24 protein-coding genes are annotated in these 25,440 nt (G+C 68.9%); 15 read left to right on the top strand and 9 right to left on the bottom strand.

The window, feature by feature from the left end:
• Positions 1-127: 127 nt before the first annotated feature.
• The 3 genes from ACT54L_RS10475 to ACT54L_RS10465 are packed head-to-tail and all read left to right on the top strand — an operon-like array spanning position 128 to position 3,404.
• Complete coding sequence (locus ACT54L_RS10475; protein WP_476085519.1) at positions 128-1,093, top strand: formylglycine-generating enzyme family protein; 966 nt, start codon at positions 128-130, stop codon at positions 1,091-1,093.
• Between the two features lie 2 nt (positions 1,094-1,095).
• Entirely contained in the window at positions 1,096-2,589 is a 1,494-nt protein-coding gene (locus ACT54L_RS10470; RefSeq protein ID WP_476085518.1) for an arylsulfatase B, read from the top strand.
• The gene (locus ACT54L_RS10465) at positions 2,589-3,404 is read left to right on the top strand and encodes a hypothetical protein (RefSeq protein ID WP_476085517.1); all 816 of its coding nucleotides are present in this window, start codon (positions 2,589-2,591) and stop codon (positions 3,402-3,404) included. The genes ACT54L_RS10470 and ACT54L_RS10465 overlap by 1 nt, the downstream gene beginning before the upstream one ends.
• Positions 3,405-3,460: 56 nt before the next feature.
• Here ACT54L_RS10465 and ACT54L_RS10460 read toward each other — a convergent pair whose 3' ends face one another.
• From ACT54L_RS10460 to ACT54L_RS10445, 4 genes are all read right to left on the bottom strand, one after another.
• Positions 3,461-4,711, bottom strand: a complete 1,251-nt coding sequence (locus ACT54L_RS10460) for an ABC transporter substrate-binding protein (RefSeq protein WP_476085516.1) — start codon at positions 4,709-4,711, stop codon at positions 3,461-3,463.
• A gap of 37 nt (positions 4,712-4,748) precedes the next feature.
• Positions 4,749-5,765 (bottom strand): SMP-30/gluconolactonase/LRE family protein, encoded by a 1,017-nt coding sequence (locus ACT54L_RS10455; RefSeq protein WP_476085515.1) that lies wholly within the window; start codon positions 5,763-5,765, stop codon positions 4,749-4,751.
• Positions 5,765-6,691, bottom strand: coding sequence for a 3,5-dioxohexanoate:acetyl-CoA acetone transferase (kce, locus tag ACT54L_RS10450; protein WP_476085514.1), 927 nt, complete (start codon positions 6,689-6,691; stop codon positions 5,765-5,767). The genes ACT54L_RS10455 and kce overlap by 1 nt, the downstream gene beginning before the upstream one ends.
• A gap of 61 nt (positions 6,692-6,752) precedes the next feature.
• A complete protein-coding gene (locus tag ACT54L_RS10445) occupies positions 6,753-7,580 on the bottom strand; it encodes a cyclase family protein (RefSeq protein WP_476085513.1) in 828 nt (275 codons plus the stop codon).
• A 138-nt stretch (positions 7,581-7,718) separates the two neighbouring features.
• Here ACT54L_RS10445 and ACT54L_RS10440 point away from each other — a divergent pair, with 138 nt between their 5' ends.
• Entirely contained in the window at positions 7,719-8,585 is an 867-nt protein-coding gene (locus ACT54L_RS10440) for a TetR/AcrR family transcriptional regulator (RefSeq protein WP_476085512.1), read from the top strand.
• Positions 8,586-8,698: 113 nt separating this feature from the next.
• Complete coding sequence (locus ACT54L_RS10435; RefSeq protein ID WP_476085511.1) at positions 8,699-9,403, top strand: DJ-1/PfpI family protein; 705 nt, start codon at positions 8,699-8,701, stop codon at positions 9,401-9,403.
• Positions 9,404-9,419: 16 nt separating this feature from the next.
• Here ACT54L_RS10435 and ACT54L_RS10430 read toward each other — a convergent pair whose 3' ends face one another.
• Both ACT54L_RS10430 and ACT54L_RS10425 read right to left on the bottom strand, forming a co-directional pair.
• Complete coding sequence (locus ACT54L_RS10430) at positions 9,420-10,715, bottom strand: aminotransferase class I/II-fold pyridoxal phosphate-dependent enzyme (protein ID WP_476085510.1); 1,296 nt, start codon at positions 10,713-10,715, stop codon at positions 9,420-9,422.
• Between the two features lie 58 nt (positions 10,716-10,773).
• On the bottom strand, positions 10,774-11,724 hold the full coding sequence (locus ACT54L_RS10425; RefSeq protein WP_476085509.1) for a LysR family transcriptional regulator: 951 nt from the start codon (positions 11,722-11,724) through the stop codon (positions 10,774-10,776).
• 147 nt (positions 11,725-11,871) lie between these two features.
• Here ACT54L_RS10425 and ACT54L_RS10420 point away from each other — a divergent pair, with 147 nt between their 5' ends.
• From ACT54L_RS10420 to ACT54L_RS10375, 10 genes are all read left to right on the top strand, one after another.
• Positions 11,872-12,696 carry an aldo/keto reductase gene (locus ACT54L_RS10420; RefSeq protein WP_476085508.1) on the top strand — a complete coding sequence of 275 codons (825 nt, stop codon included), beginning with the start codon at positions 11,872-11,874 and terminating at the stop codon, positions 12,694-12,696.
• A gap of 10 nt (positions 12,697-12,706) precedes the next feature.
• The gene (locus ACT54L_RS10415) at positions 12,707-13,930 is read left to right on the top strand and encodes an MFS transporter (RefSeq protein WP_476085507.1); all 1,224 of its coding nucleotides are present in this window, start codon (positions 12,707-12,709) and stop codon (positions 13,928-13,930) included.
• Between the two features lie 367 nt (positions 13,931-14,297).
• Positions 14,298-14,387: a K(+)-transporting ATPase subunit F gene (locus tag ACT54L_RS10410; RefSeq protein WP_209104131.1), complete on the top strand. Its 90-nt coding sequence runs from the start codon at positions 14,298-14,300 to the stop codon at positions 14,385-14,387.
• A 72-nt stretch (positions 14,388-14,459) separates the two neighbouring features.
• Entirely contained in the window at positions 14,460-16,175 is a 1,716-nt protein-coding gene (gene kdpA / locus ACT54L_RS10405; protein WP_476085506.1) for a potassium-transporting ATPase subunit KdpA, read from the top strand.
• Positions 16,176-16,183: 8 nt separating this feature from the next.
• Positions 16,184-16,336, top strand: a complete 153-nt coding sequence (locus ACT54L_RS10400; protein WP_476085505.1) for a hypothetical protein — start codon at positions 16,184-16,186, stop codon at positions 16,334-16,336.
• 22 nt (positions 16,337-16,358) lie between these two features.
• Positions 16,359-18,419 (top strand): potassium-transporting ATPase subunit KdpB, encoded by a 2,061-nt coding sequence (gene kdpB, locus ACT54L_RS10395; RefSeq protein ID WP_476085504.1) that lies wholly within the window; start codon positions 16,359-16,361, stop codon positions 18,417-18,419.
• A 26-nt stretch (positions 18,420-18,445) separates the two neighbouring features.
• Positions 18,446-19,054 (top strand): K(+)-transporting ATPase subunit C, encoded by a 609-nt coding sequence (locus ACT54L_RS10390; protein WP_476085503.1) that lies wholly within the window; start codon positions 18,446-18,448, stop codon positions 19,052-19,054.
• Positions 19,055-19,093: 39 nt separating this feature from the next.
• Positions 19,094-21,796, top strand: coding sequence for a DUF4118 domain-containing protein (locus ACT54L_RS10385; RefSeq protein WP_476085502.1), 2,703 nt, complete (start codon positions 19,094-19,096; stop codon positions 21,794-21,796).
• The gene (locus ACT54L_RS10380; RefSeq protein WP_476085501.1) at positions 21,793-22,482 is read left to right on the top strand and encodes a response regulator transcription factor; all 690 of its coding nucleotides are present in this window, start codon (positions 21,793-21,795) and stop codon (positions 22,480-22,482) included. The genes ACT54L_RS10385 and ACT54L_RS10380 overlap by 4 nt, the downstream gene beginning before the upstream one ends.
• A gap of 90 nt (positions 22,483-22,572) precedes the next feature.
• Positions 22,573-22,959: a VOC family protein gene (locus ACT54L_RS10375; RefSeq protein ID WP_476085500.1), complete on the top strand. Its 387-nt coding sequence runs from the start codon at positions 22,573-22,575 to the stop codon at positions 22,957-22,959.
• 25 nt (positions 22,960-22,984) lie between these two features.
• On the opposite strand, the gene ACT54L_RS10370 is transcribed toward ACT54L_RS10375, so the two are convergent.
• From ACT54L_RS10370 to ACT54L_RS10360, 3 genes are read right to left on the bottom strand one after another with little or no spacing between them, the layout of a single operon-like run.
• Positions 22,985-23,965 carry a Bug family tripartite tricarboxylate transporter substrate binding protein gene (locus ACT54L_RS10370; RefSeq protein WP_476085499.1) on the bottom strand — a complete coding sequence of 327 codons (981 nt, stop codon included), beginning with the start codon at positions 23,963-23,965 and terminating at the stop codon, positions 22,985-22,987.
• Between the two features lie 60 nt (positions 23,966-24,025).
• On the bottom strand, positions 24,026-24,718 hold the full coding sequence (locus tag ACT54L_RS10365; protein WP_476085498.1) for a 4-carboxy-4-hydroxy-2-oxoadipate aldolase/oxaloacetate decarboxylase: 693 nt from the start codon (positions 24,716-24,718) through the stop codon (positions 24,026-24,028).
• The gene (locus ACT54L_RS10360) at positions 24,715-25,437 is read right to left on the bottom strand and encodes a PIG-L deacetylase family protein (protein ID WP_476085497.1); all 723 of its coding nucleotides are present in this window, start codon (positions 25,435-25,437) and stop codon (positions 24,715-24,717) included. The genes ACT54L_RS10365 and ACT54L_RS10360 overlap by 4 nt, the downstream gene beginning before the upstream one ends.
• Positions 25,438-25,440 lie beyond the last annotated feature (3 nt).

Here is a 25,440-nt window from a genome sequence, read left to right as displayed (position 1 = left end):
AGCTCCAGGGGTGGCGCCAAATGGCAATTGAGACCGGCCCGCGCCTTCTCTACAGCAGCCCCTCACGCGCCCCGGGGGGGCGACACGCGTGGAGGCTGGGTACAGGACAGGCATGTGGGACAACAGGATGTCCGGGCGGGCAACACCCCTCCCCCACGACGCAGCGCCGGCGGGCACCGAGATGGTGTGGCTCGCGGGCGGCACCTTCCGCATGGGCTCGAACGACCATTATCCCGAGGAGGCGCCCGTCCATGAGGTGGCGCTGGACGGCTTCTGGATCGACCGCTTCCCCGTCACCAATGCCGATTTCGCCCGCTTCGTGACCGCCACCGGCCGCGTCACCCTCGCCGAGCAGGTGCCCGACGCCCGCCAATATCCTGCCGCCGACCCCGCCTTGCTGGTGCCGGGCTCCCTGGTCTTCACCGCGCCGGAGGCCTGCCTCACGCTTGAGGATTGGACGCAGTGGTGGCGTTTCGTGGATGGCGCCAGCTGGCGGCACCCGGAGGGTCCCGGCAGCGACATCGCCGGCCGCGAGAACCATCCGGTGGTGCATGTGGCCTATGCGGATGCCCTGGCCTATGCCCGCTGGGCCGGCAAGGACCTGCCCACCGAGGCGGAATGGGAATATGCCGCCCGTGGCGGGCTCGATGGTGCCCCCTATGCCTGGGGCGAGGACCTGGCGCCGGGCGGCATCCATCGCGCCAACACCTGGCAGGGCCGCTTCCCGGTGGAGAACCTGGCCCTGGACGGCCATGCCGGCACCTCGCCGGTGGACGCCTTCCCGCCCAACGGCTTCGGCCTCCACGACATGATCGGCAATGTGTGGGAATGGACCAGCGACTGGTACCGGAACCAGCACGTGCCGTCCTGCTGCCTGCCCCGCAATCCCAAGGGCGGGACGGAGGCGGGCAGCCGCGATCCATACGATCCCGGCCTACCCCTGCCCCGCAAGGTGCTGAAGGGGGGCTCCCACCTGTGCGCGCCGTCCTATTGCGCGCGCTACCGCCCCGCCGCCCGGCAGGGCCAGACCATCGATTCCGCGACCGGACATATCGGCTTCCGCTGCGTCCGGCGCGTCACCACCCAGGACTGACCATGACTGACACGGCGCTTCCCGCCCTTGAAAGCGGCTCCACGGGACCCAACCGGCGCGACGTGCTCGCGGGCACGGCGGGCTTCATGGCGGCCATTGCGGGCCTTTCCGCCCTCGCCGCGCCCGCCCGCGCCCAGTCGGGCGCCGGCGGCGCCCCCCGGCCCCACATCGTCTATATCCTGGCTGACGATCTCGGCTTTGCCGACGTGGGCTTCCAGGGCTCGGACATCAAGACGCCGAACATCGACAAGCTGGCGGCCACCGGCGCCAAGCTCGGCCAGTTCTATACCCAGCCCATGTGCACCCCCACCCGCGCGGCGCTGATGACCGGGCGCTACCCCCTGCGCTACGGGCTCCAGACCGGCGTCATCCCCTCCGGGGCCACCTACGGCCTGGCCACCGACGAGTTCCTGCTGCCCCAGGCGCTCAAAAGCGTGGGCTATTCCACCGCCCTGGTGGGCAAGTGGCATCTGGGCCATGGCAAGCGGGACTACTGGCCACGCCAGCGGGGCTTTGATTATTTCTACGGCGCGCTGGTGGGCGAGATCGATCACTTCAAGCACGATGCCCATGGGGTGGAGGACTGGTATCGCGACAACACCGTGGTCCATGAAGAGGGCTACGACACCGAGCTGTTCGGCGCCGATGCGGTGCGCCTCATCGGAGCGCAGGACCCCAAGACCCCGCTCTTCCTCTATCTGGCCTTCACCGCGCCCCACACGCCCTTCCAGGCGCCGCAGGCCTATATCGACCGCTATGCCCACATCCAGGATCCGTCCCGGCGGGTCTATGCGGCCATGATCACCGCCATGGACGACCAGATCGGCAAGGTGGTGGAGGCGCTGGAAAAGCGCGGCATGCGCGAGAACACGCTCATCGTGTTCCACTCCGACAATGGCGGCACCCGCAACAAGATGTTCGTGGGCGAAGGGGCGGTCGCCGGAGAACTGCCCGCCAGCAATGCCCCGCTGCGGGATGGCAAGGGCTCGCTCTATGAGGGCGGCACGCGGGTGGCCGCGGTGGCCAACTGGCCCGGCCGCATTGCGCCCGGCACCCTGGATGGGGTGATGCACGTGGTGGACATGCTGCCCACCCTCGCCAAGCTCGCCGGCGCCGACCTTGCCCGCTCCAAGCCGCTCGACGGCATGGATGTTTGGACCTCGCTCGCCAGCGGCAAGGGCTCGCCGCGTCCGGGCGTCGTCTACAATGTGGAGCCCACCCAGGGCGCCGTGCGCGAGGGCGCCTGGAAGCTCTATTGGCACGCGGTCCTGCCGCCCAAGGTGGAGCTCTTCAACCTGGACCAGGACCCCGGCGAGAAGACCGATCTGTCGGCCCAGCACCCGGACAAGGTGGCCGCCCTCCAGGACCATGTGGTGGCGCTCGCCCGCACCATGGCCCCGCCGCTCTTCTACCAGGCGGCCCTCAGCGCGACCCTCTCCGATGCGCCGTCCACCCCGACGGATGCGCTCTACGACCTCGGCCTGAAGGACGATTGATGCGCCCCACGCCCTTCTCCCGAAAGGCGGCGCTCGGCGCCGCCCTGGCGCTTGCCGCCACGGCGCCGGCCGGCGCCGCCGACCTTGCCACCAAGGCGCAGGTGGCCCCGCCCCCGATCCCGGTGGCCACGGCCGACACGCCCACCTTCCTGTTCACCGGCTATCTGTGGGCGAGCGCCATGAGCGGGCAGACCGGCACGCTGCCGCCTCTGCCGCCGGTGAATGTGGACATGAGCTTCGGCGACATCCTCAAGCAGTTCGACGGCGGCATCATGGGCGCCGGCGAGATGCGGGTGGGCCGCTGGGGCTTCCTGGCGGATGTCATGTTCCTCCAGGTGTCGCCCTCCGCCAGCCTGCCCGGCCCCTATGCCGGCAATCTGGAGATCCGCTCCCGCAGCCTGACCCTCCAGGGCGATGTGCTCTATCGCCTCTATGAGGCGGCGGGGACCAGCGTCGATGTGGGCGCGGGCCTGCGCTATTGGCTGCTCGGCAACCGCCTGAGCTTCGACACTGCCTCGCCCTTGCCCGGCTTCAGCTATAGCGAGACCGAGGGCTGGGTGGACCCGCTCATCGTCGGCCGCTTCACCACGCCGCTGGGCGGGGACTGGAGCCTCACCGTCGTCGGCGATATCGGCGGCTTCGACGTGGGCTCGCGCCTGACCTACCAGGCCATCGGCACGGTGAACTACCAGTGGACCAAGCAATTGGCCCTGCGCGCCGGCTATCGCTATCTGTCGGTGGACTATAGCTCCGGCAAGTTCCTGTATGACGTACAGCTCCAGGGGCCGGTCATCGGCGCCACCTATCGCTTCTGAACGAAAAAGGCCCGGAGGAGTCCACCGGGCCTTACTTCATTCAAGAGACCTGAGTTCTACTTGGCCTTGGCCGACCCGTCGCGCTTGGCGATGACGGCCGGGCAGGCGCTCTGGGAGAGCGGGCGGAAGGCCTCGTCGCCGGGCAGCGTCGCCACCAGGTCATAGAGGTCCCACTCGCCCTTGGAGGCGGCCGGCGACTTCACCTGGAACACGTAGAAATCGTGCACCATGCGGCCGTCTTCCCGCAGCTTGGCGTTGCGCACCACGTCGTCCTTGATGGGCAGTTCCTGCATCTTGGCCACGACGGTCTCGGCATCGTCGGTCTTGGCCGCCGCCACCGCCTTCAGATAGTGCAGGACGGAGGAATAGACGCCCGCATGGATGGCGGAGGGGATCTTGCCGTTCTGGGCCTTGAAGCGCTCGGAGAAGGCGCGGGTGCCGTCGTCCAGGTCCCAGTAGAAGCCTTCGGACAGCAGCGTGCCCTGGGCGGTGGGCAGGCCGACGCTCTTCACGTCGAGGGCGGTCAGGAAGAAGGCCACCAGCTTCTGCTTGGAGCCCATGATGCCGAACTCGCGGGCGGTCTTGATGCCGGAGACGGTGTCATTGCCGGCATTGGCCAGCGCGATGATGTCGGCGCCCGATCCTTGCGCGGCCAGGAGCGGCGAGGACAGGTCCACCGCCGGGAAGGGATGGCGCACGGAGCCGAGGAACTTGCCGCCCTTGGCGCTCACCACCGTCTTGGTGTCGGCCTCCAGCTGATGGCCGAGCGCATAGTCCGCCGTCACCAGATACCAGGAGGTGCCGGGCTGGGTGAGGCGGTTGGCGATGCCGGCCACCTGCACATAGGTGTCCCACATCCACTGCACCACATGGCCGGGCTGGCAGGCATCGCCGGTGAGGCGCGCCGTGCCACCGGGGAACAGGGCGACGCGGTTCTTCTCCTTCACCAGCGGCGCGATGGCCAGCTGAATGGAGGCGTTGGACATGTCGGCGAGCACGTCGACATTTTCCTCGTCGATCCACTTGCGCGCCGTGGCGGAGGCGATGTCGGCCTTGTTCTGGTGGTCGGCCGAGATCATCTCGATCTTCATGCCCTTGCACTCGGCCTTCAGGCAGTCGTCAATGGCCATCTGCGCGGCAATCAGCGAGCCCTTGCCGGTGATGTCCGAATAGACGCCCGACATGTCGGTGAGCACGCCGATCTTCACCGTGCCGTTGGAATTCTCGGCGAACGCGGGGCCGGCGGCGAGGCCGGCGAGCGCCAGGGCGCAGCCGGACAAGGCGGCGGCGCGGACTGTCTTCAACATGGTCATCCTCCCAGATGTCTCTTTGTCTTGAACGCGCTCACCAATGGGCCATGGGCAAGCCCGCCACCGGCGAACGGAATGCGGGAATGCGGGTGCCCCGGAGGCTGCCCACATAGACGGTGCGCAGGTCCGGCCCACCAAAGGTCACGCTGGCAAACCAGGGGGCAATGGTGCCGCCGCAGGCCAGCATCAGCTCGGGCGTCGCCGCGTCCACCGCGAAGGCGTCCATGAGCGTGCGGCCGGCGGCGCTGTCCTTGTCGTCGTCCAGCAGGATGCGCAGGTCGCCCTCGGGGGTGAGTGCGAAAATGCGGTCGGTCATCACATGGGTGCCCCACAGATTGCCGTGGGTGTCGAAGGCGATGCCGTCGATGAAGGCGCCATGATCGGAGGGGCCGAACACCTCGCGGTCGGTGAGACTCCCGTCGGGCTGGACGCGCAGGCGCGTGACGTGGCGCCCGCAGGTCTCCGCCACATAGAGCCATTCCTCCCTGGCATCGAGCCGGATCTCGTTGGTGAAGCGAAAGCCGTCGGCGACGATGCGCAGACGGCCCTGGTCGTAGAGGGCGATATAGCCGTCCGCCACATTGGGGCTCATGGCCCGCATCCAATTCTTGATGCGGGTGGAAATGGTCAGCCAGATGCGGTCGCGGCTGTCGCGCAGCACGAAGTTCACCTTGCCGATGGGCGCGCCGTCGATGCTGTCGGCCAGCACCCGGCTCGTCCCGTCCCGGGTCATGATCTCCAGCCGGTCGGTGCCGAAATTGGAGATCAGGATGTCGCCGTTGCGGGCAAACGCGAGGCCGTTGGGCAAGGTGCCGGAGACAAAACGCGTCTCCTCGTCGGTGGCGGCGGAAAAGGCCGTCGCCTCGGTCTGGGTGACCAGACGCTGCGTCCCGTCGGGGCGGATATGGACCACCCCGCCCCTGGCATCGGCGCTCCAGAGCGAGCCGTCCCGCTCGGCCAGGATGCATTCCGGCCGCTGGAGGCCCTCCCCCACATAGGAGAGGGTGGCCGGATCAACCGTGAAGCCGTCGAGGGGGTTGGGCGCGGTCATCAGAAGCTCACGCGATCGGCGCCCTTGAGGCCGAGCGTGGCGCGGGCCTCGTCGGGGGTGGCGATCTCGTGGCCCAGTTCCTCCAGGATGCGGCGGATCTTCGCCACCTGCTCGGCATTGGAGGAGGCAAGCTGCCCGCGGCCGATGAACAGGCTGTCCTCCAGCCCCACCCGCACGTTCCCGCCCATCATGGCGGCCTGGGTGGCGAACGGCATCTGGTGGCGGCCCGCCGCCAGCACGGACCATTGATAGTCCTTGCCGAACAGCTTGTCGGCCGTGCGCTTCATGAACATGAGGTTGTCCATGTCGGCGCCGATGCCGCCCAAGATGCCGAAGATGAGCTGAAGGAAGACCGGCGGGCGGAACCAGCCCTGGTCCAGGCAGTGGGCGAGGTTATAGAGGTGGCCCACATCGTAGCATTCATGCTCGAACTTGGTGCCGTGCTCCTCGCCCAGCATCTTGTAGATCCGCTCGATGTCGCCGAACGTGTTGCGGAAGATGAAGTCCTTGGTGCCGGTGAGGTAGGGCTCCTCCCAGTCGTGCTTCCAGTTGGAATAGCGCTTGGCCAGGGGGTGCAGCGCGAAGTTCATGGAGCCCATGTTCAGCGAGCACATTTCCGGCGCCGCCTGAAGCGGGGCGGCGAGGCGCTGCTCCACGGTCATGTTGAGGCCGCCGCCGGTGGTGATGTTGATGACCGCATCGGTGGCCTGCTTGATGCGCGGCAGGAATTCCATGAACACCGCCGGGTCGGGGGTCGGGCGGCCGTCCTTGGGGTCGCGGGCATGCAGATGCAGGATGGCCGCGCCGGCTTCCGCCGCCGCGATGGCCTGCTCGGCGATCTGGTCGGGCGTGATGGGCAATGCGTCGGACATGGTGGGCGTGTGGATGCCGCCCGTCACCGCGCAGGTGATGATGACCTTGCTCAAGGTTGTGTCTCCGAGGCGTGTTCGATGTCAGGGGGCCGCGCGGGAATCCCGCGCCGGCCGATCAGTCGGGCAGGATGGCGACCGCCCGGGTCCAGCCGGCGGAGGCCGCGCGGATCTTCACCGGAAAACAGGAGACCGTGAAGCCGGTGGCCGGCAGCGCCTCCAGATTGTGCAGCTTCTCGATCTGGCAATAGCCCTTCTCGCGCCCGGCCTTGTGGCCTTCCCAGATGAGGGAGGCGTCCCCCGTCTCGGCAAAGCGCCGGGCGGTGAAGGAGAAGGGCGCATCCCAGCTCCAGCCGTCCGTACCCACCACGCGAATGCCCTGGTCCACCAGATGAAGTGTGGCGGCCCGGCCGAAGCCGCAGCCTTTGTCCACATAGTCCGCTTGGCCATAGCGAGCGCCGGCGGCGGTGTTGGCGATGACGATGTCGAGGGGCTGGAGGCGATGGCCGATGCGGGCCAATTCCGCGTCGATCTCGTCGGGGGTCACCACATGGCCGTCGGGCAGGTGGCGGAAGTCCAGCTTCACGCCGGGGCGGAAGCACCAGTCGAGGGGGATCTCGTCGATGGTGCTGGCCCGGGCGCCGCCATCCATGGTGGGGTGATAATGCCAGGGGGCATCCACATGGGTGCCGTTATGGGTGGAGATGTGCGCCGTCTCCACCGCCCAGCCCATGCCATCGGGAAGCTGCTCGGGCTTCAAACCTGGAAAGGCCGCCGCCAGCACGCCGGCGGTCTCCGCATGGGCGGAATAGTCGATGCGCACCCGCTGGAAGGGCGGGTCTGCGGGAACGTCATTCTCCAGGGGGATGGAGATATCGATGAAACGTGGCAAGGGCGCTTCCGTCTTGTTTCGCGCGGCGCGCTTTCGGCGCCTTCTTTTATACATGCGTATATTTTTTTGTACGGTTGTGCAACATACAATCCGGCACGACGGCGGCCCGGCATCGGCGGGGGAGATTTTGCGCCCGGCAGCGCGGCCCGCCATAGTGCGCATATAGCGACCGGACCAGGCCCAAAAGACAAAATGGACCCCACAGAGACCAAGGCCCCGCCGCCCGAGGACAACGCCCCAGCCGCCCCCGCCGAGACGGGCCGCCAGCGGACGCCTGCGCGCGCCACGCGCAAAGCCGCCGCCAAAGCTGCCGCCACATCGGGCGCACCCCGGCCGCCACGGGCGCGCCCGCGCTCGGCCGTGCCGCCCGCCGAAGCCCAGCGGCCCGACCGGCGGGCGGACATATTGGAAAGCGCGGAAATCCTGTTCGCCGAGCGCGGCTATGCGGCGGTCTCGGTGCGCGACATCGCCGCCCGCGCGGGCGTGCCGCTGGCGCTGGTGGGCTATTATTTCGGCCGCAAGCCGGAGTTGTTCGCCACCGTCTTCGAGCACCGCAAGGTCAATCTGGACGAGCGCATCGCCCGCATCCGGGCGGTGGGGGCCAAGGGGCCGGGAGCGGGGCGAGTGGAAGAGATCGTGCGCGCCTGGGCCGAGCCCGTGGTGCGCCTGCATGGCACGGCGAGCGGGGATTCCTTCTCGCTCCTGGTGGCCCGCACCGCCTGGGACCCCGGGCCGGAGGCCACCGCCATCATCGAGCGCTTTTACGACCCCCTCGTGGACGCCTTCCTGGATGCCATGGGGATGGCCGTGCCCGGCGCACCGCGCGGGCGCCTGCTCTGGGCCTATGAATATGCGGTGGGCGCGCTGCTCATGTATGTGGCCGACAAACGCATCGAGCGCCTGTCGGGCGGCACCGCCACGGCCGGCGACCCCGCCATGTTCGAGCCCTTCGTCCGCTTCGTAAGCGCCGGCTTCCACGCCCTGGTTCAGGCCGGAGAGGGTGCAGGGGAAGAGGCAGCCCCACGGGGGGCGGACATGAATCAGGGCGAAGGCGCATAAGACAAAATAAGACAAATACGTTTTGTCACATTTTGTCTTGACCATCCGCCGCCGACGTCGCACACCTCATGCCGACGCCGCGCCCGCCCGGGCGGGCCGAAGGAGCGACAGCCATGATCCCCGCAGACCGGCACCTTCACATCGGCTCCATCCTGTTCGACGGACTGGACCAGATCGACTTCACCGGCCCCTTCGAGGTGCTCTCCCGCATCCCCAATTCCACCCTGCATGTGGCCGGCAAGACCACGGCGCCGGTGAAGGACACGCGGGGCCTCACCCTTGTGCCGGACGTGACCTTCGCCGAGGTGCCCAAGCTCGACGTGCTGCATGTGCCGGGCGGGCCGGGGCAGGAGGCGCTGATGGAGGACGACGAGACGCTGGCCTTCATCCGCAAGCAGGCGGACGGCGCGCTGTTCGTGCTCTCCGTGTGCACGGGCGCCTTGGTGTGCGGGGCGGCCGGCCTGCTGAAGGGGCGGCGGGCCACCACCCATTGGGCGGCCATGGACGTGCTGCCCTTGCTCGGCGCCATTCCCGTGCATGACCGGGTGGTGATCGACGGCAATGCCATCTTCGCCGGCGGCGTCACCTCCGGCATTGACGGGGCCTTGCAGCTGGCGGCCCTGCTGCGGGGCGAGGCGGCGGCCCAGCAGATCCAGCTCTATATGCAATACCAGCCCGAGCCGCCCTTCGATGCCGGCACGCCCGAGCGCGCGCCGCAGGCGGTGGTGGCGGCCGCGCGGGAGACCTTCGCGGCCCTCACCGCGCGGCGCATGGACACCGCCCGGCGCGTGGCGGATCGGCTGGGCCTCACGGCGTGAGCGCGCGGGGGGCCGCTCAGGCCCCCCGCTCCACCACCTCGTCCCGCAGGATGGCGGCAAGGGTGCGGGCGAAGGCCACCGCTTCCTGTTCGGCCAGCGCGCTCACGGTGATGCGGATCCCCGGCGGGGCGGCGAGGCGGAAGGCGGACCCCGGCCGCACGGTCCAGCCCGCCTCCGCCAGCCGGCGCAGAACATGGGCCTCATCGGCCACGGGGAGCCACAGATTCATGCCGTCGCGGCCCCATGCGGCGATGCCCTCGGCGGCGAGCGCCGCCCGCGCGGCCACCCGGCGGCGGGCATAGGCCGCCCGCGCCTCCGCCACCCGCCGCTCATGATCGGGCGCGGTGAGCACCGCCTTCACGCAGCTCTGGAGGAGGGAACTGACCCAGCGGGCGGAACAGGCGGCAAGGGGCAGGCAGGCGCGGGTCACCTCGCGGCTGGAATTGACCACCGCCAGCCGCAGGTCCGGCCCCACGAATTTCGACACCGAGCGAATGATGGCCCAATGGGGCCGGTCGGCCTCCGCCAGCGTGCAGGCAGGGGCCACAGAAAGGGGGGCGAAATGGTCGTCCTCCAGCAGCAGCACGTCGGGATAAGCGCGCAGGACATCGCTCAAGGCCGCCCGGCGCGCCGGGCTCCAGAAGCCGCCCACGGGATTTTGCGCCCGGGGCGTGAGGATCACCGCCCGCGCGCCGGCCGCGAGCGCGGCCGCAAGGCCGTCCGGCGTCACGCCCTCATCGTCCACCGCCATGGGAAGCAGGGGGTATCCCGCGTGCCGGGCGAAGCCCAGCGTGGTCATGAAGCAGGGGTCCTCCACCCCCAGTGCCGCACCGGGCGGCACCAGCTTGCGCAGGATCAGCCCCACCGCATCGAAGGTTCCGGACGCGAGCCACAGGTCGGCGACGGGCAGGCGATCGCGGGCGAAGGCGGCGGCGAACAGGGCCATCAATTGGGGATCGTCGGGGGCATCCTCATAGGCGCGCGGCTGCCAGGCCAGCGTCTTCAGCGCGGCGTTGATGTCCGGCAGCAGGGCCGGGTCGGGATTGCCGCCGGACAGGTCGCGCGAAGCCGGGCGCCGCGCCAGGGGCGCACCGAGGGCCGGCGCGATGCGGCTGCCCTGCCGCCCCCGCCCCTCCACCAGCCCCGTGTCGGACAAATGCCGATAGGCGGCCGCCACCGTATTGCGGTTGACGCCCAGCTGTTCCGCGAGGCCCCGCACCGTGGGCAACGCCTCGCCACGCGCCAGCCGCCCCCCTTCCACCGCCGCGCGGATGGACTGGGCAATCTCGCTGGGGGTGCGGCCGGCAATCACGGGCCTCTCCTGCCTGAGGGAAACGAAGAAAGACTAAGAGACCGTGCCGCAGACAAAGTCAAATTGTCTGCATTGCCGGGAGCTCTGCCCGGGCGCACGCCGTGCCACTGCCCTCCAGGAAATGCTGGAGGCGGGGCACCATGAAATCCAGGAAGGCGCGCACGCGCCGGGGCATGCGGGGGCCGCCGAGGAAGACCGCGTGGACGCCCTCCTCGTCGGGGGCGATCACGTCGGTGAGCACCTCCACGAGGCGGCCGGCCGCCACGTCCGCCCGCATGTGGAAGTCGGCAAGGCGCGCGAGCCCCACGCCGGCCAGCGCCATCTGGCGCAGCGTCTCGCCATTGTTGGACAGAAGCGGCCCGCGCACCGCCCGCTCCGCCACGCGCCCGCCCTCGCGCAGCGGCCAGACCGGGACGGCGCGGCGGAAGTTGAAGCCCAGGCACTGGTGCTGCGCGAGGTCTTCCACCGTGCGGGGAATGCCGTGGCGCTCCAGATAGGCGGGCGCGGCCACGATCTTGCGGCGGGCGGTGCCGAGCCGCCGGGCGGTGACGCCGGAATCCGGCAGCGGGCCGACCCGGAAGGCCACGTCGGTGCGATCCAGATAAAGGTCCACCAGTTCGTCGGACAAGGACAGGTCCAGCACGATGTGGGGAAAGGCCTGCCAGAAGGCGGGCAGCAGCGGTTCCAGGCCATGGATGCCCAGCGCCACGGAGATGTTCACCCGCACCGTGCCTTCCGGGCAGGCGCCGTCGCGGGCAAGGTCCCGCTCCACCTCGTCCAATTCCTGGAGCAGGGCCTGGCTGCGCTCATAATAAAGCTGGCCCTCGGCGGTGAGCGAGAGGCGGCGGGTGGAGCGCTCCACCAGCCGCACGCCGAGCCGCGCCTCGATGCGCGCCACCAGCTTGCTCACCGTGGAGGGCGTCATGCGCAGAAGTCGCGCCGCCTCGGAGAAGCTGCCCGCCTCCACCACCCGCAGGAAGACCTGCATCTCGCCCGCGCGATTGTCCATGCGCCCCGCCACCTGTGATCCTGGTTCACAGATCATGGGACATGGCGGTGCATTATCAAGCCCCCTCCCCTGGCCTATCTGGCGTCCATGATCCCTTCACGCGCCCCGCCGGTGATCCCGGCCGGGCGCCGGCCCGAAAGAGGCTCCATGCAGACCGTCACCGCGCACGGCGCGACCATCCCCGCCCTCGGCTTCGGCGTCTTCCGCATGTCGGATGCCGAGGTGGAGCGGGTGGTGCCCGCCGCCCTTGAAGCTGGCTTCCGCCATTTCGATACCGCCCAGATCTATGCCAACGAGGCGGCCCTCGGCCGCGCCCTGGAAAAGGCCGGTGCCCGCCGGGAGGACCTGTTCCTGACCACCAAGGTGTGGGTGGACAAATATGTCCCCGGCCCCTTCGCCGCCTCCGTGGAGGAAAGCCTGGAGCGCCTGAAGACCGACCGGGTCGACCTGCTCCTCCTCCACTGGCCGGGCGAGGCCGTGCCCATCGCCGAGCAGATCGCGCTCCTCAACGCGGTGCAGGCCGCCGGCAAGACGCGCTTCGTCGGGGTCAGCAACCAGAATATCGCGCAGATGCGCCAGTCGGCTGAACTCTCCAAGGCGCCCATCGTCACCAACCAGGTGGAGCTGCATCCCTACCTGCCCCAGCTGGCGCTCGCCGCCGCCGCGCGGGAGGCGGGCATCGCGCTCACCGCCTATTACGGCATGGCCGATGGCGCGGTGCCCAAGGACCCGGTGCTCCAGGCCATCGGCGCCCGCCATGGCAAGAGCGCCGCGCAGGTGGCGCTGCGCTGGCTGGTGCAGCAGGGCCATGTGGCCCTCTCCAAGACCGCCCGCCCGGAGCGGGTGAAGGAGAACATCGCCATTTTCGACTTCGCGCTGGATGACGCCGACATGGCCGCCATCGCCACGCTCGCCCGGCCCGATGGCCGTCTCGTCAATCCCCGCGGCCTCGCGCCGGCCTGGGACGCGTGAGGATTCTTTCATGGACCAGACCACCACCGCCCCGCAGGCCACGCGCGAGACGGCCCACGAGACCCCCCATGCGGGCTGGGCGCTCTTCGCCCTCGCCATTGGCGCCTTCGGCATCGGCACCACCGAGTTTTCGCCCATGGGCCTGCTGCCCGTGATCGCGCAGGGGGTGGATGTCTCCATCCCCACCGCCGGCCTGCTCATTTCCGCCTATGCCATCGGCGTCATGGTGGGCGCGCCCATCATGACCTTGGCCTTCTCCCGCTTCGGCAAGCGCACGGCGCTGATGCTGCTGATGGCCATCTTCACGGTGGGCAACATCATGTCGGCCCTGGCGCCCGGCTATTTCACCCTGCTTGCGTCCCGCGTGGTCACCAGCCTCAATCACGGCGCCTTCTTCGGGCTCGGCGCGGTGGTGGCGGCGAGCGTGGTGCCCAAGGAACGGCAGGCGAGCGCGGTGGCGGCCATGTTCATGGGGCTCACCATCGCCAATATCGGCGGCGTGCCCGCCGCCACCTGGATCGGCCAGGAGGTGGGCTGGCGGATGGCATTCGCCGGCACGGCCGTGCTCGGCCTTGTGGCCATCGCCGCGCTCTGGCTCGCCTTGCCGCGCGGGGCCGCCGGGCGCACGCCGGACGTGCGGCGGGAACTCTCGGTGCTCACCCGCCCCGCCGTGCTCATGGCGCTGGCCACCACGGTGATGGGCTCGGCCGCCATGTTCGCGCTCTACACCTATGTGGCGCCGGCCCTGACCACCATTACGGGTGCTTCGGGCAACTTCGTGACTTTGGGCCTCGTGCTCATCGGCCTTGGATTTACCATCGGCAACTGGCTGGGGGGGCGGCTCGCCGACTGGTCGCTGGAAGGCGCGACCCGTCTCTTTCTGGCCTCGGTGGTGGTCATCATGCTGGTGCTGCCCTTCGCGCTGCAAAGCCATGCGGGCGCCGCCATCGGCCTGCTCGTCTGGGGCGCGGCCACCTTCGCCCTGGTGCCGCCGGTGCAGATGCGGGTGATGGAAGCCGCCGCCGAGGCGCCGGGGCTGGCCTCCGCCATCAATATCGGCGCCTTCAACCTGGGCAATGCGCTGGGCGCGGCGGTGGGGGCGGGCGTCATCAGCCTCGGCCTTGGCTATGCGGCGGTGTCCTTTTCCGGTGGTCTGTTGGCCGCGATCGGCCTTCTCCTGGTGGTGGCGGGCGGACGCCACAAGGCGCGGGCCCTGGCCTCCTGCGAAGCCTGAGCCCCACTTCTGCGCGCAACCAAACCCCCGGCCGTCAGGCCGGGGGTTTTTTTGTGCCCGCCGCCGGCCTGAAAACCTTTATGGGATTTTTATTTTTACGCTGCGTCCGCCGTCTCGATTTTTTATGCGCTCAGTGACACCTTATGAGGACAGCGCCGCCATAGAAAAACGCGCCGCTGTACGCGATCGGAACATGTGTTCGCCGTCGCGTCATCTTCTCATGAGCCAGATCCGATGCTCGACATTCTGATGATCCTCCTGGCCTCGGCGCTCTTTGCCTTGGCCATCGGCTACAGCTACGCCTGCAACCGGCTCTAAACCGCAGCGCGAGCCGCCCTAAGCTTGGGACGGCGCGCAGGAGCGCCCCATGACCTTCGACTTCGTCCTGGGAGGCCTCGTCACCGCGGGCCTCCTCTTCTACCTCACGTTCGCGCTGGTTCAGCCCGAGCGTTTCTAACTCTCTGTCCACGGCATGTTCCGGGCGCGAGCCGCACGCGGCGTCGCGCGGACATGCTTTCGGGAGGCACCCTTGACCCTCAATGGCTGGATCCAGATCGCGCTGTTCTGCGCGATCGTGCTGGCGCTTGTCCGGCCGCTCGGCGGCTATATGACCCGCGTGTTCGCGGGCGAGCGCACCTTGCTTTCCCCGGTGCTGAAGCCGGTGGAAGGCGCCCTTTATGCCCTGGCCGGCGTCGATCCCCGGCGCGAGCAGAGCTGGCTTGGTTATACGCTGGCCATGCTGCTCTTCCATGTGGGCGGCTTCGCGCTGCTTTATGCGGTGCTGCGCCTCCAGGACGTGCTGCCCTTCAACCCGCAGGCCATGGCCGCCATGCCGGCCGACCTGTCGCTGAACACGACGGTGAGCTTCCTCACCAACACCAACTGGCAGAATTACGGGGGCGAGAGCACCCTGTCCTATCTCAGCCAGATGCTGGGGCTCACCCACCAGAACTTCCTGTCGGCGGCCACCGGCATCGCCTTGTCGCTGGCGCTGGTGCGCGGCTTTTCGCGCGCCTCGGCGCAGACGGTGGGCAATTTCTGGGTGGATGTGACCCGCTGCACCCTCTACGTGCTGCTGCCGGCCTGCATCGTCTTCACCCTGTTCCTGGTGTGGCAGGGCATCCCGCAGACGCTTGGTGCCTATGTGGATGCCACCACGCTGGAAGGCGCGCAGCAGACCATCGCGGTTGGCCCGGTGGCCTCGCAGGTGGCCATCAAGATGCTCGGCACCAATGGCGGCGGCTTCTTCAACGCCAATGCCGCCCATCCGTTCGAGAATCCCACCGCCTTGTCCAATTTCGTGCAGATGGTCGCCATCTTCGCGCTGGGCGCCGCCCTCACCAATGTGTTCGGCCGCATGGTGGGCGACGAGCGGCAGGGCTGGGCGATTCTGGCCGCCATGGGCCTCATCTTCCTGGCGGGCGTTGCCATCACCTATGGCGCGGAAGCGGCCGGCACCCCGGCGCTCCATGCCCTCGGGCTCGACGGCGGCAACATGGAGGGCAAGGAGGTGCGGTTCGGCATCCTCGGCTCGGCCCTGTTCGCGGTCATCACCACCGCCGCCTCGTGCGGGGCGGTGAATGCCATGCATGACAGCTTCACCGCGCTCGGCGGCATGATCCCCCTCATCAATATGGAGCTGGGCGAGATCATCATCGGCGGCGTGGGCGCGGGGCTCTACGGCATGCTGGTGTTCGTGGTGATCGCCATGTTCGTCGCCGGCCTCATGGTGGGCCGCACGCCGGAATATGTGGGGAAGAAGATCGAGGCGAAGGAGGTCAAGATGGCCATGCTGGCCATTCTCGTCCTGCCGCTGATGATGCTGGGCTTCACGGCGCTCGCCACGGTCCTGCCCTCGGCGGTGGCGGCCATCGCCAATCCCGGCCCCCACGGCTTCAGCGAGATCCTCTACGCCTTCACCTCCGCCGCCGCCAATAACGGCTCGGCCTTCGGCGGGCTTTCGGGGAACACGCTGTTCTACAATGTGACGCTGGCCATCGGCATGTTCGCGGGACGCTTCTTCATGATCGTGCCGGCCATGGCCATCGCCGGTTCGCTGGCGGCCAAGAAGACCGTGCCGGCCTCGGCGGGCACCTTCCCCACCCATGGCGGCCTGTTCGTGGGCCTCCTGGTGGCGGTGATCCTGATCGTGGGCGGGCTCACCTTCTTCCCGGCCCTCTCGCTCGGCCCCATCGTGGAGCACCTGGCCGCCATCGCCGGCCAGAGCTTCGGGGCGGGAAGCTGAGGCGCGCCATGGACGCTCACCCCCCTGCCCGGCGGCCGCACCCGCGCCGCCGGGGGCCGCTCGCCTCCGAGCTCATCCTCATCGCCGCGATCGCCTGCCTCATGGCGGCGGTCGCCATCCAGTCCGTCGTCGCCCTCGTGGCGCACCTGACGGCCCGCTAGACCCCATCCGGGAGCCTCTCCCATGACCCGACCCCGTACCAGCCTTCTCGACCCCGCCATCCTCGTGCCCGCCATCGGCGCCTCCTTCCGCAAGCTCGACCCGCGGCTGATGGTGAAGAACCCCGTCATGTTCGTGGTGGAGGTGGTGGCGGCGCTCACCACCGTGCTGTTCGCCCGCGACCTCGCCACCGGCGGCGCCGATCTCGGCTTCTCCTTCCAGATCATCCTGTGGCTGTGGTTCACGGTGCTGTTCGCCAATTTCGCCGAGGCGGTGGCGGAAGGGCGCGGCAAGGCGCAGGCCGATTCCCTGCGGCGCACCCGCACCGAGACCATGGCCAAGCTCCTCACCGGCACGGGCAGCGAAACCCGCGAAGTGCCCGGCACCTCCCTGAAGGTGGGCGACGTGGTGCTGGTGGAGGCGGGCGACGTGATCCCCTCCGACGGCGAGGTGATCGAGGGCGTCGCCTCGGTGAACGAGGCCGCCATCACCGGCGAGAGCGCCCCGGTCATCCGCGAATCCGGCGGCGACCGCTCGGCGGTCACCGGCGGCACCACGGTCATTTCCGACCAGATCAAGGTGCGCATCACCGCTGCTGCGGGCTCCACCTTCCTCGACCGCATGATCGCTTTGGTGGAAGGCGCCGAGCGGCAGAAGACGCCCAATGAGATCGCCCTCAACATTCTCCTGGCGGGCATGACGCTCATCTTCGTCTTCGCCACCGCGAGCATTCCCAGCTTCGCCGCCTATGCGGGGGGCACCATTTCGGTGGTGGTCCTGGTGGCCCTGTTCGTCACCCTCATCCCCACCACCATCGGCGCCCTGCTTTCGGCCATCGGCATTGCCGGCATGGACCGCCTGGTGCGCTTCAATGTGCTGGCCATGTCCGGCCGCGCGGTGGAAGCGGCGGGAGACGTGGACACGCTGCTGCTGGACAAGACCGGCACCATCACGCTGGGCAACCGGCAGGCGTCCGCCTTCCGGCCGGTGAAGGGCGTGAGCGAGCAGGATCTGGCGGATGCCGCCCAGCTCGCCTCGTTGGCCGACGAGACCCCGGAAGGCCGCTCCATCGTGGTGCTGGCCAAGGAGAAGTATGGCATTCGCGGCCGCGACATGGCGGCGCTGGGCGCCCAGTTCGTGCCCTTCACCGCCCAGACCCGCATGAGCGGCGTGGACGTGGACGGCGCCAGCGTGCGCAAGGGCGCGGTGGATGCCATCCTGGCCTATGTGCAGGCCTCCCCCGCCACCCGGCCCCAGGCGAGCGCGGAGAGCGTGCGGGACGTGACCGCCATCGCCGAGGAAATCGCCAAGGCCGGCGGCACGCCCCTCGCCGTGGTCAAGGACGGCCGCATCCTCGGCGTCATCCACCTGAAGGACATCGTGAAGGGCGGCATCCGCGAGCGCTTTGCCGAACTGCGGCGCATGGGCATCCGCACGGTGATGATTACCGGCGACAATCCGCTGACCGCCGCCGCCATCGCCGCCGAAGCCGGCGTCGACGACTTCCTCGCCCAGGCCACCCCGGAGGCCAAGCTGCGGCTGATCCGCGAGGAGCAGGCCAAGGGCAAGCTGGTGGCCATGTGCGGCGACGGCACCAATGATGCCCCGGCCCTTGCCCAGGCGGATGTGGGAGTCGCCATGAACACCGGCACGGTGGCCGCCCGCGAGGCCGGCAACATGGTGGACCTGGATTCCGACCCCACCAAGCTCATCGAGATCGTGGAGATCGGCAAGGCGCTGCTCATGACCCGCGGCTCGCTGACCACCTTCTCCATCGCCAATGACGTGGCGAAGTATTTCGCCATCATCCCCGCCATGTTCGTGGCCTTCTACCCGCAGCTCTCGGCGCTGAACGTGATGGGGCTGGCCTCGCCGCAGAGCGCCATCCTCTCGGCCATCATCTTCAACGCGCTCATCATCATCGCGTTGATCCCGCTGGCGCTGAAGGGCGTGCGCTTCCGGCCCATCGGGGCGGCCGCGCTGTTGCGGCGCAACGTCCTCATCTACGGCCTCGGCGGCATCGTGGTGCCCTTCGTCGGCATCAAGGTCATCGACCTCGCCGTCGCCGCCCTGCACCTCGTCTGATCCCGGTTTCGTCGCAGGAGACGATCATGTTGAAGGAAATCCGTCCCGCTTTGGTGCTGGTGGTGCTGCTTGCAGCCCTCACCGGCCTTGCCTACCCGCTGGCCATGACCGGCGTGGCGCAGGTGCTCTTCCCGGACAAGGCCAATGGCAGCCTCGTCACCCGCAACGGCACGGTGATCGGCTCGGCCCTCATCGGCCAGGCCTTCACCTCGGAGCGCTATTTCCACGGCCGGCCCTCCGCCACCACGGCGGCGGACCCGGCGGATGCCACCAAGACGGTGGCCGCGCCCTACAATGCCTCCAACTCCATGGGCTCCAATCTCGGCCCCACCAATCCGGCCCTGACGGACCGGGTGAAGGCCGACCTTGCCGTGCTGAAGGCGGAAAATCCCGGCGCGGCGGTGCCGGTGGATCTGGTCACCACCTCCGGCAGCGGGCTCGACCCGGACATCAGCCCGGAGGCCGCCCTGTTCCAGGTGCCCCGCATCGCCAAGGCGCGCGGACTGTCCCCGGACATGGTGCGCCAGGTGGTGGAGCGGACCCTGGACGACCGCGCCTTCGGCGTGATCGGCGAACCGCGCGTGAATGTGCTTCAGCTCAATCTTGCGCTCGATCGCATCGGCGGTCAGTCCTAACCTGATCCAACCTGCGCCGCACGGCGAAACGAGACGCCCATGCCCGATGAGCGGGATGCCGACACCAGGCCCTCCCCCGACGCCCTCCTGAAGGAGGCGGAGAAGGAAAGCCGCGGGCAATTGAAGATCTTCCTCGGCGCCGCCCCCGGCGTCGGCAAGACCTATGAGATGCTCGCCGCCGGCCGCGCCCGCCTGCGCGAGGGGGTGGACGTGGTCATCGGCGTGGTGGAGACCCATGGCCGGCGGGAGACCCAGGCCATGGTGGAAGGCTTCGAGGCCATCCCCCGGCGCACCGTCTCCTATCGCGGCCGCACGCTCGACGAGATGGACCTGGACGCCGTGCTCAAGCGGCGCCCCGGCCTCGTGCTGGTGGATGAGCTGGCCCACACCAACGCCCCCGACAGCCGCCACGCCAAGCGCTACATGGATGTGGAGGAACTGCTCGCCGCCGGCATCGACGTCTACACCACGCTCAACATCCAGCACGTGGAGAGCCTGAATGACGTGGTGGCGCAGATCACCCGCATCCGGGTGCGCGAGACGGTGCCGGACGCCATCATCGACCGGGCCGACGAAATGGAGGTCATCGACCTCACCCCGGCCGATCTCATCCAGCGGCTGCGGGAGGGCAAGGTCTATGTGCCCGACACGGCGCGGCGGGCGGTGGACAATTACTTCTCGCCCGGCAACCTGACCGCCCTGCGGGAACTGGCCCTGCGCCGCACCGCCCAGCGGGTGGACGAGCAACTGGTCAGCCATATGCGCGCCCACGCCATTTCCGGTCCGTGGGCGGCGGGCGAGCGGGTCATCGTCTGCATCTCCGAGGACAAGCGGGGCGCCAGCCTCATCCGCTATGCCAAGCGCCTCGCCGACCGGCTGCGGGCGCCCTTCACCGCGCTTTATGTGGAAGGCCAGCGCAGCTTCCAACTGAGCGAGGCGGAGCGGGACCGGGTGTCCGATTTCCTGCGCCTCGCGGAGCATCTGGGCGGGGAGGCCACCACCCTGCCCGGCAGCACCCGCATCGCCGACGATGTGCTCGGCTTTGCCCGCGCCGCCAATGCCACCCATATCGTCATCGGCAAGTCGGACCGCTCGCGCTGGTTCGAGATCCTGCACGGCTCGGTGGTCCATGACCTGGTGCGCCGGGCGGGCAACATTTCCGTGCATGTGATCGCCGGCGAGGCGGCGGGCGCCAAGGCGGAGACAGCGCCCTCGCCCGAGGCGCTGCGGGCGCGCATGGACGTGGCGGCCTACGCGGTGAGCGCCGGTGCCGTGGCGGCGGCGACGCTCATCGGGATGGGCCTGCGGCAGGTGATGGGGCTCCAGAACATCGCGCTGGTCTATCTCACGGCAGTCCTGGTGAGCGCGGTGCGCTTCGGCCTCTGGCCGGCGCTCGCCACTTCGCTGCTGGGCGTGCTGGCGTTCAATTTCTTCTTCATCCCGCCGCTCTACACCTTCACCATCGCCGACCCGGAAAACGTGGTGGCGCTGTTCTTCTTCCTGGTGGTGGCGGCCATTGCCAGCAATCTGACGGCCCGGGTGCGCGGCCAGGCGCTCGCCGCCCGCGCCCGCGCCAAGACCACCGAGGACCTCTATCTCTTCTCCCGCAAGCTCGCGGGCGCGGGCACGCTGGACGACCTCCTGTGGGCCAGTGCCTTCCAGATCGCCTCCATGCTGAAGGTGCGCGTGGTGATGCTGCTGCCGGGCGCCGATGGCCTGGCGGTGAAGGCCGGCTATCCGCCCGAGGACCAGATGGACGCCGCCGACATCGCGGCCGCTCGCTGGGCGTTCGAGAATGACCGCGCCACCGGGCGCGGCGCCGACACCTTGCCCGGCGCCAAGCGCTTCTTCCTGCCCATGCGGACGGGACGGGGCGCGGTGGGGGTCATCGGCATCGACCGGGACAAGCCCGGCGCCCTGCTCTCCCCCGAGCAGAGGCGGCTCTTGGATGCGCTGGCGGACCAGACCGCCCTTGCGGTGGAGCGGGTGCATCTGGTGGCGGACGTGGAGGCGGCGCGGCTTGATGCGGAGACGGACCGGCTGCGCTCGGCGCTGCTCACCTCCATTTCCCACGACCTGAAGACCCCGCTCGCCTCCATTCTCGGGGCGGCGGGCATGCTGCGCGGCTATGCGGACGCCCTCACTGCCGACCAGCGCGGCGAGATGCTCGCCACCATTGAGGAGGAGGCCCAGCGCCTCAACCGCTTCATCGCCAACCTCCTGGACATGACCCGCCTGGAATCGGGGGCCATCATGCCCAATGCCGCGCCCCACGATGTGGCGGAGGTGGTGGGCAGCGCGCTTCGGCGGGCCGGGCCCATCCTGAAGGCCCACCAGACCGAGGTGGAGCTGCCCGCCGATTTGCCCATGCTGCCGCTCGACCCGGTGCTGTTCGAGCAGGTCCTGTTCAACCTCCTGGACAATGCAGCCAAATATGCCCCCGCCGGCACCACGGTGCGCCTCCAGGCCTGGCGGGATGGCGACCATGTGGTGGTGCAGGTGGTGGACGAGGGGCCAGGCATCCCGCCGGGCGACCTGGAGCGGGTGTTCGACAAATTCTATCGGGTGCGCAAGGAGGACCAGGTGCGAGCCGGCACCGGCCTCGGCCTTGCCATTTGCCGCGGTTTCGTGGAGGCCATGGGTGGCAGCATCGCCGCGGCGAACCGCATCGACCGCTCCGGTGCCGTCTTCACCATCGACCTGCCGCTGCGGCGGCGGGAAGGGGAAGGAAGGGTCCCATGAGCGCGCCGGTGAAGCTGCTGGTGGTGGATGACGAGCCGGCCATCCGGCGCCTGCTGGTCACGGGCCTCTCCACCCAGGGCTATGAGGTGCTGAGCGCCGCCACCGGCGCGGAGGCCCTGCGGATCGCGGCAGGGCAGGCGCCGGACCTCATCATCCTCGACCTCGGTCTGCCCGATATTGCCGGCCGCGACCTGCTCCAGCGCTGGCGGGCGGAAGGGCTTGCCTGCCCGGTGGTCATCCTGTCCAGCCGCACCGACGAGCCGGGCATCGTGGAGGCGCTGGATGCGGGGGCGGACGACTACATCACCAAGCCCTTCGGCATGAACGAATTGATCGCCCGCATCCGCCTCGCCTTGCGCCACCGCCTCCAGCAGCAGGGGGAGAAGCCGCTGTTCCAGCTGGGCGACCTCACGGTGGATCTGGTGCGGCGGGTGGTGAAGGTCAAGGGCGAGGAAGTGAAGCTCTCGCCCAAGGAATACGACATATTGCGCATCCTGGTGCAGCATGCGGGCAAGGTTCTGACCCACCACTACCTCCTCTCCCAGGTGTGGGGCGAGGTGCACGACTTGCAATATCTGCGCGTCTATGTGCGCCAGCTGCGCCAGAAGCTGGAGGACAACCCGGAAAAGCCGCTCTACATTCGCACCGAGACGGGCGTCGGCTATCGGCTCGCGGAGCCGGAATAGGCGGTCTGCCGTTTGTCAGCGCCGCCGGTCGGGTCTATGGCTGTCTGCGCGCGCCGGTCCCGGCGTCCGCTATCCCGGAGATCATCGCCCATGTCGGATGCGTCCAGCCCCCTTGTTTTCGAGCACGTGCACATCCAGGCGAAGGATGCGGCGACATCCGCCCAATGGTTCGCGGACATGCTGGGCGCCGAGGTCATTCGCGGGCCGGTGCGCCATGAGGCGCGCGTCGGCGGCCTGCGCATCTTCATCGAGCAGGCGGGCGACGGCCTCAGCCCCGAGCCGGCCCATCCCCATGGCGGCCTCGATCACATCGCGTTCCGCGTGACCGACCTCGAAGAGCTGGTCGCCGGCCTGAAGGCCAAGGGCGGCATCTTCACCATGGACGTGACATCCCCCCGGCCCGGTCTGAAGATTTCCTTCCTGGCCGGACCGGACGGCATGTCCATCGAGCTGCTGGAGCGCGAGCCCGGCGCCTGACAAGACCAGGCGCCGGAGCCCCGCCTCACTGCTTGGGAATGCCGGCGGTGTCGATGACCGCCGTCCATTTGGCGATGTCGGCCTTCAGCCGGTCTTCCAGCTCATCGGGCGTGCTGGCCTTGGCCTCGATGCCGAGGTCCAGCAGCTTCTTCTGCACATCGGGATTGGCCACCGCCGCCACGATCGCCTTGTTGAGGGTGGCGATCACCTCCGGCGGCGTGCCGGCCGGGGCGAAAATGGCGTTCCAGGAGGTGACCTCGAAGCCCTTCAGGCCACTTTCGTCCACGGTGACGATGTCGGGCGTCGCGGGGGAGCGGGTGAGGCCTGAAGTGGCCATGGCGCGCAGCTTGCCGTCGGCCATCATGGCTTTGGCGGCGGCCAGGCTGTCGATGGCCACGTCCACGTCGCCGCGGGTGGCCGCGATCATCAAATCGGGCGTGGTCTTGTAGGGCACGATGGTCAGGTCCACGCCCGCCATGGACTTGAACAGCTCCGCCGAGAGGTTCTGGCTGGAGCCCACATTCACCGTGCCCAGATTGATGGCGCCCTTGTTGGCCCTGGCGAAGGCGATCAGCTCCTGCACGCTCTTGTGCTTGGAGGCCCCGCCGGTGACGAACAGGAAGTCGAACTGGCCGAGCATGGAGACCGGGGCGAAGTCCTTCACCGGGTCGAAGGGCAGCTTCTTGAACAGCGGCACCGAGATGGCCGTACCATTGGTGAGCAGGATCAGAGTATAGCCATCCTTGCCACCGCCGAGCGCGGCGCGGGCGGCGGTGATGCCCCCGGCGCCCGGCTGGTTGTCGATGATGAATTGCTGGCCGAGCTTCTCGCTCAGCTTCTCAGCCACCACGCGCGCGGTGATGTCGGCGATGCCGCCCGGCCCGAAGGGCACGATCACCCGCACCGGGCGGGTGGGATAGGCGGTGTCGGCGGACGCTGGGGAAAGGCCCGCACACAGAGCGGCCACCACCGCGCAGCCCGCGGCGATCCTGGCGAACAGGGTCATGTCATCCTCCCGTAGAGCGGGGCGGCGCCGGTTCCAGTCCGGGGTCCGCCGTGGATTGGGTCAGTCCTGGGGCAGTTCGTCCACATAGACGAGGCCGGCGGCGGCCAGCGGCTCGCGCATGGCATACATGTCGAGGCCCAGCACGCCGGAGGCGAGGCGGGCGCGCTTTGAGCCTTCATTGGCCTCGCGGGCGGCGGCCTTTTCCGCCACCTCGGCGGCGCGGGCGCGGGGGACGACGACCACGCCGTCATCATCGGCCACCACCACGTCGCCCGGATGGACCAGGGCGCCGGCGCACACCACGGGCACGTTCACCGAGCCGAGCGTCGCCTTCACCGTGCCCTTGGCCGAGATGGCACGTGGCCAGACCGGGAAGCCCATTTCCGTGAGCGTGCGGATGTCGCGGCAGCCGGCATCGATGACGAGGCCCACCGCGCCCTGCGCCTTGAAGGAAGTGGCGAGCAGGTCACCGAACATGCCGTCCGTATTGTCGGTGGTGCAGGCCACCACGACGATGTCGCCGGGGCGGATCTGCTCGGCGGCCACATGCAGCATCCAATTGTCGCCGGGCTGGGCGAGCACGGTGATGGCACTCCCCGCCACCTGGGCGCCGGCATAGATGGGCCGCAGATAGGGCTTCATGAGGCCGATGCGCCCCATGGCCTCGTGCACGGTGGCCGAGCCAAAGCCGGCGAGCTGGTCGATGACGACCTGATCGGCGCGGGCGACCTTGCGAACGACGACGCCGATCATGCCAGTTCCTCCAGCACCATGGGGAAGAGGCGCTGATAGGCTTCGCCATAGGTCATGGCGCGGCCGGAATTGCGCCCGCCCTGCATGCCGCGATTGAGCGCCACGCGGGTGTAATAGTCCCAGAGGTGCTTCTGGGCGGCCAAGACCTCGAAGGCGGCGCGCTTGGTCTCCCACACATCGTCGATATTGAGGATGACATTGGGCTTGAAGTCGCACTGCTCGGGCTGATGGGGCTCGAACAGGAAGACCGGCGGGGCGGCATAGGCGCGGGTGGGGTCCGGCTTGTGGCCCGCCGCCTGGGCGATGATGCGGGCCTCCTGGGCGAGGCGCGTCGCTTCCGGGTGGTCCACATTATAGGGATCGTTGAGGGAGTGGGTCAGCACGAAGGCCGGCTTCACCTCGTGATAGATGTCGATCAGCCGGTCCAGGATGGCGTCCGTGGCGCGCAGCGGATAGTCGCCGGCATCGAAGAATTCGATCTCGGCGCCGAGGACCCGGGCGGCCTCGGCGGCCTCCACCTTGCGTTGGGCCTTCACCTCTTCCAGCGAGACGCCGGCCTTCTTCCAGGCCCATTGGCTCTCGCCGCGCTCGCCATAGGAGAGGCAGGCGATCTTGACCCGGTAGCCCTTGCGGGCATGGAGCGCGATGGCCCCACCGGCGCGCCAGACAAAGTCGCCGGGATGGGCGGTGATGACAAGGGCGGATTTGGCTTCAGCCATGAT

The sequence above is a fragment of the Aquabacter sp. DMC10 genome (assembly GCF_056314145.1).
Note: the sequence above shows the minus strand (reverse complement) of the source record. Positions and strands in the feature narration are given on the sequence as shown.

Bases quoted from the DNA above. Each gene is read 5' to 3' on its own strand.
- ACT54L_RS10375 (WP_476085500.1), top strand. From the start codon at position 22,573: ATGTCGGATGCGTCCAGCCCCCTTGTTTTCGAGCACGTGCACATCCAG.
- ACT54L_RS10465 (WP_476085517.1), top strand. From the start codon at position 2,589: ATGCGCCCCACGCCCTTCTCCCGAAAGGCGGCGCTCGGCGCCGCCCTG.
- kdpB (WP_476085504.1), top strand. From the start codon at position 16,359: ATGACCCGACCCCGTACCAGCCTTCTCGACCCCGCCATCCTCGTGCCC.
- ACT54L_RS10360 (WP_476085497.1), bottom strand. From the start codon at position 25,437: ATGGCTGAAGCCAAATCCGCCCTTGTCATCACCGCCCATCCCGGCGAC.
- ACT54L_RS10460 (WP_476085516.1), bottom strand. From the start codon at position 4,711: ATGTTGAAGACAGTCCGCGCCGCCGCCTTGTCCGGCTGCGCCCTGGCG.
- ACT54L_RS10400 (WP_476085505.1), top strand. From the start codon at position 16,184: ATGGACGCTCACCCCCCTGCCCGGCGGCCGCACCCGCGCCGCCGGGGG.
- ACT54L_RS10390 (WP_476085503.1), top strand. From the start codon at position 18,446: ATGTTGAAGGAAATCCGTCCCGCTTTGGTGCTGGTGGTGCTGCTTGCA.
- ACT54L_RS10415 (WP_476085507.1), top strand. From the start codon at position 12,707: ATGGACCAGACCACCACCGCCCCGCAGGCCACGCGCGAGACGGCCCAC.
- ACT54L_RS10370 (WP_476085499.1), bottom strand. From the start codon at position 23,965: ATGACCCTGTTCGCCAGGATCGCCGCGGGCTGCGCGGTGGTGGCCGCT.
- ACT54L_RS10445 (WP_476085513.1), bottom strand. From the start codon at position 7,580: ATGTATAAAAGAAGGCGCCGAAAGCGCGCCGCGCGAAACAAGACGGAA.
- ACT54L_RS10435 (WP_476085511.1), top strand. From the start codon at position 8,699: ATGATCCCCGCAGACCGGCACCTTCACATCGGCTCCATCCTGTTCGAC.
- ACT54L_RS10425 (WP_476085509.1), bottom strand. From the start codon at position 11,724: ATGGACAATCGCGCGGGCGAGATGCAGGTCTTCCTGCGGGTGGTGGAG.
- ACT54L_RS10440 (WP_476085512.1), top strand. From the start codon at position 7,719: ATGGACCCCACAGAGACCAAGGCCCCGCCGCCCGAGGACAACGCCCCA.
- ACT54L_RS10365 (WP_476085498.1), bottom strand. From the start codon at position 24,718: ATGATCGGCGTCGTCGTTCGCAAGGTCGCCCGCGCCGATCAGGTCGTC.
- ACT54L_RS10455 (WP_476085515.1), bottom strand. From the start codon at position 5,765: ATGACCGCGCCCAACCCCCTCGACGGCTTCACGGTTGATCCGGCCACC.
- ACT54L_RS10420 (WP_476085508.1), top strand. From the start codon at position 11,872: ATGCAGACCGTCACCGCGCACGGCGCGACCATCCCCGCCCTCGGCTTC.
- ACT54L_RS10470 (WP_476085518.1), top strand. From the start codon at position 1,096: ATGACTGACACGGCGCTTCCCGCCCTTGAAAGCGGCTCCACGGGACCC.
- ACT54L_RS10410 (WP_209104131.1), top strand. From the start codon at position 14,298: ATGACCTTCGACTTCGTCCTGGGAGGCCTCGTCACCGCGGGCCTCCTC.
- ACT54L_RS10475 (WP_476085519.1), top strand. From the start codon at position 128: ATGTCCGGGCGGGCAACACCCCTCCCCCACGACGCAGCGCCGGCGGGC.
- ACT54L_RS10380 (WP_476085501.1), top strand. From the start codon at position 21,793: ATGAGCGCGCCGGTGAAGCTGCTGGTGGTGGATGACGAGCCGGCCATC.
- ACT54L_RS10385 (WP_476085502.1), top strand. From the start codon at position 19,094: ATGCCCGATGAGCGGGATGCCGACACCAGGCCCTCCCCCGACGCCCTC.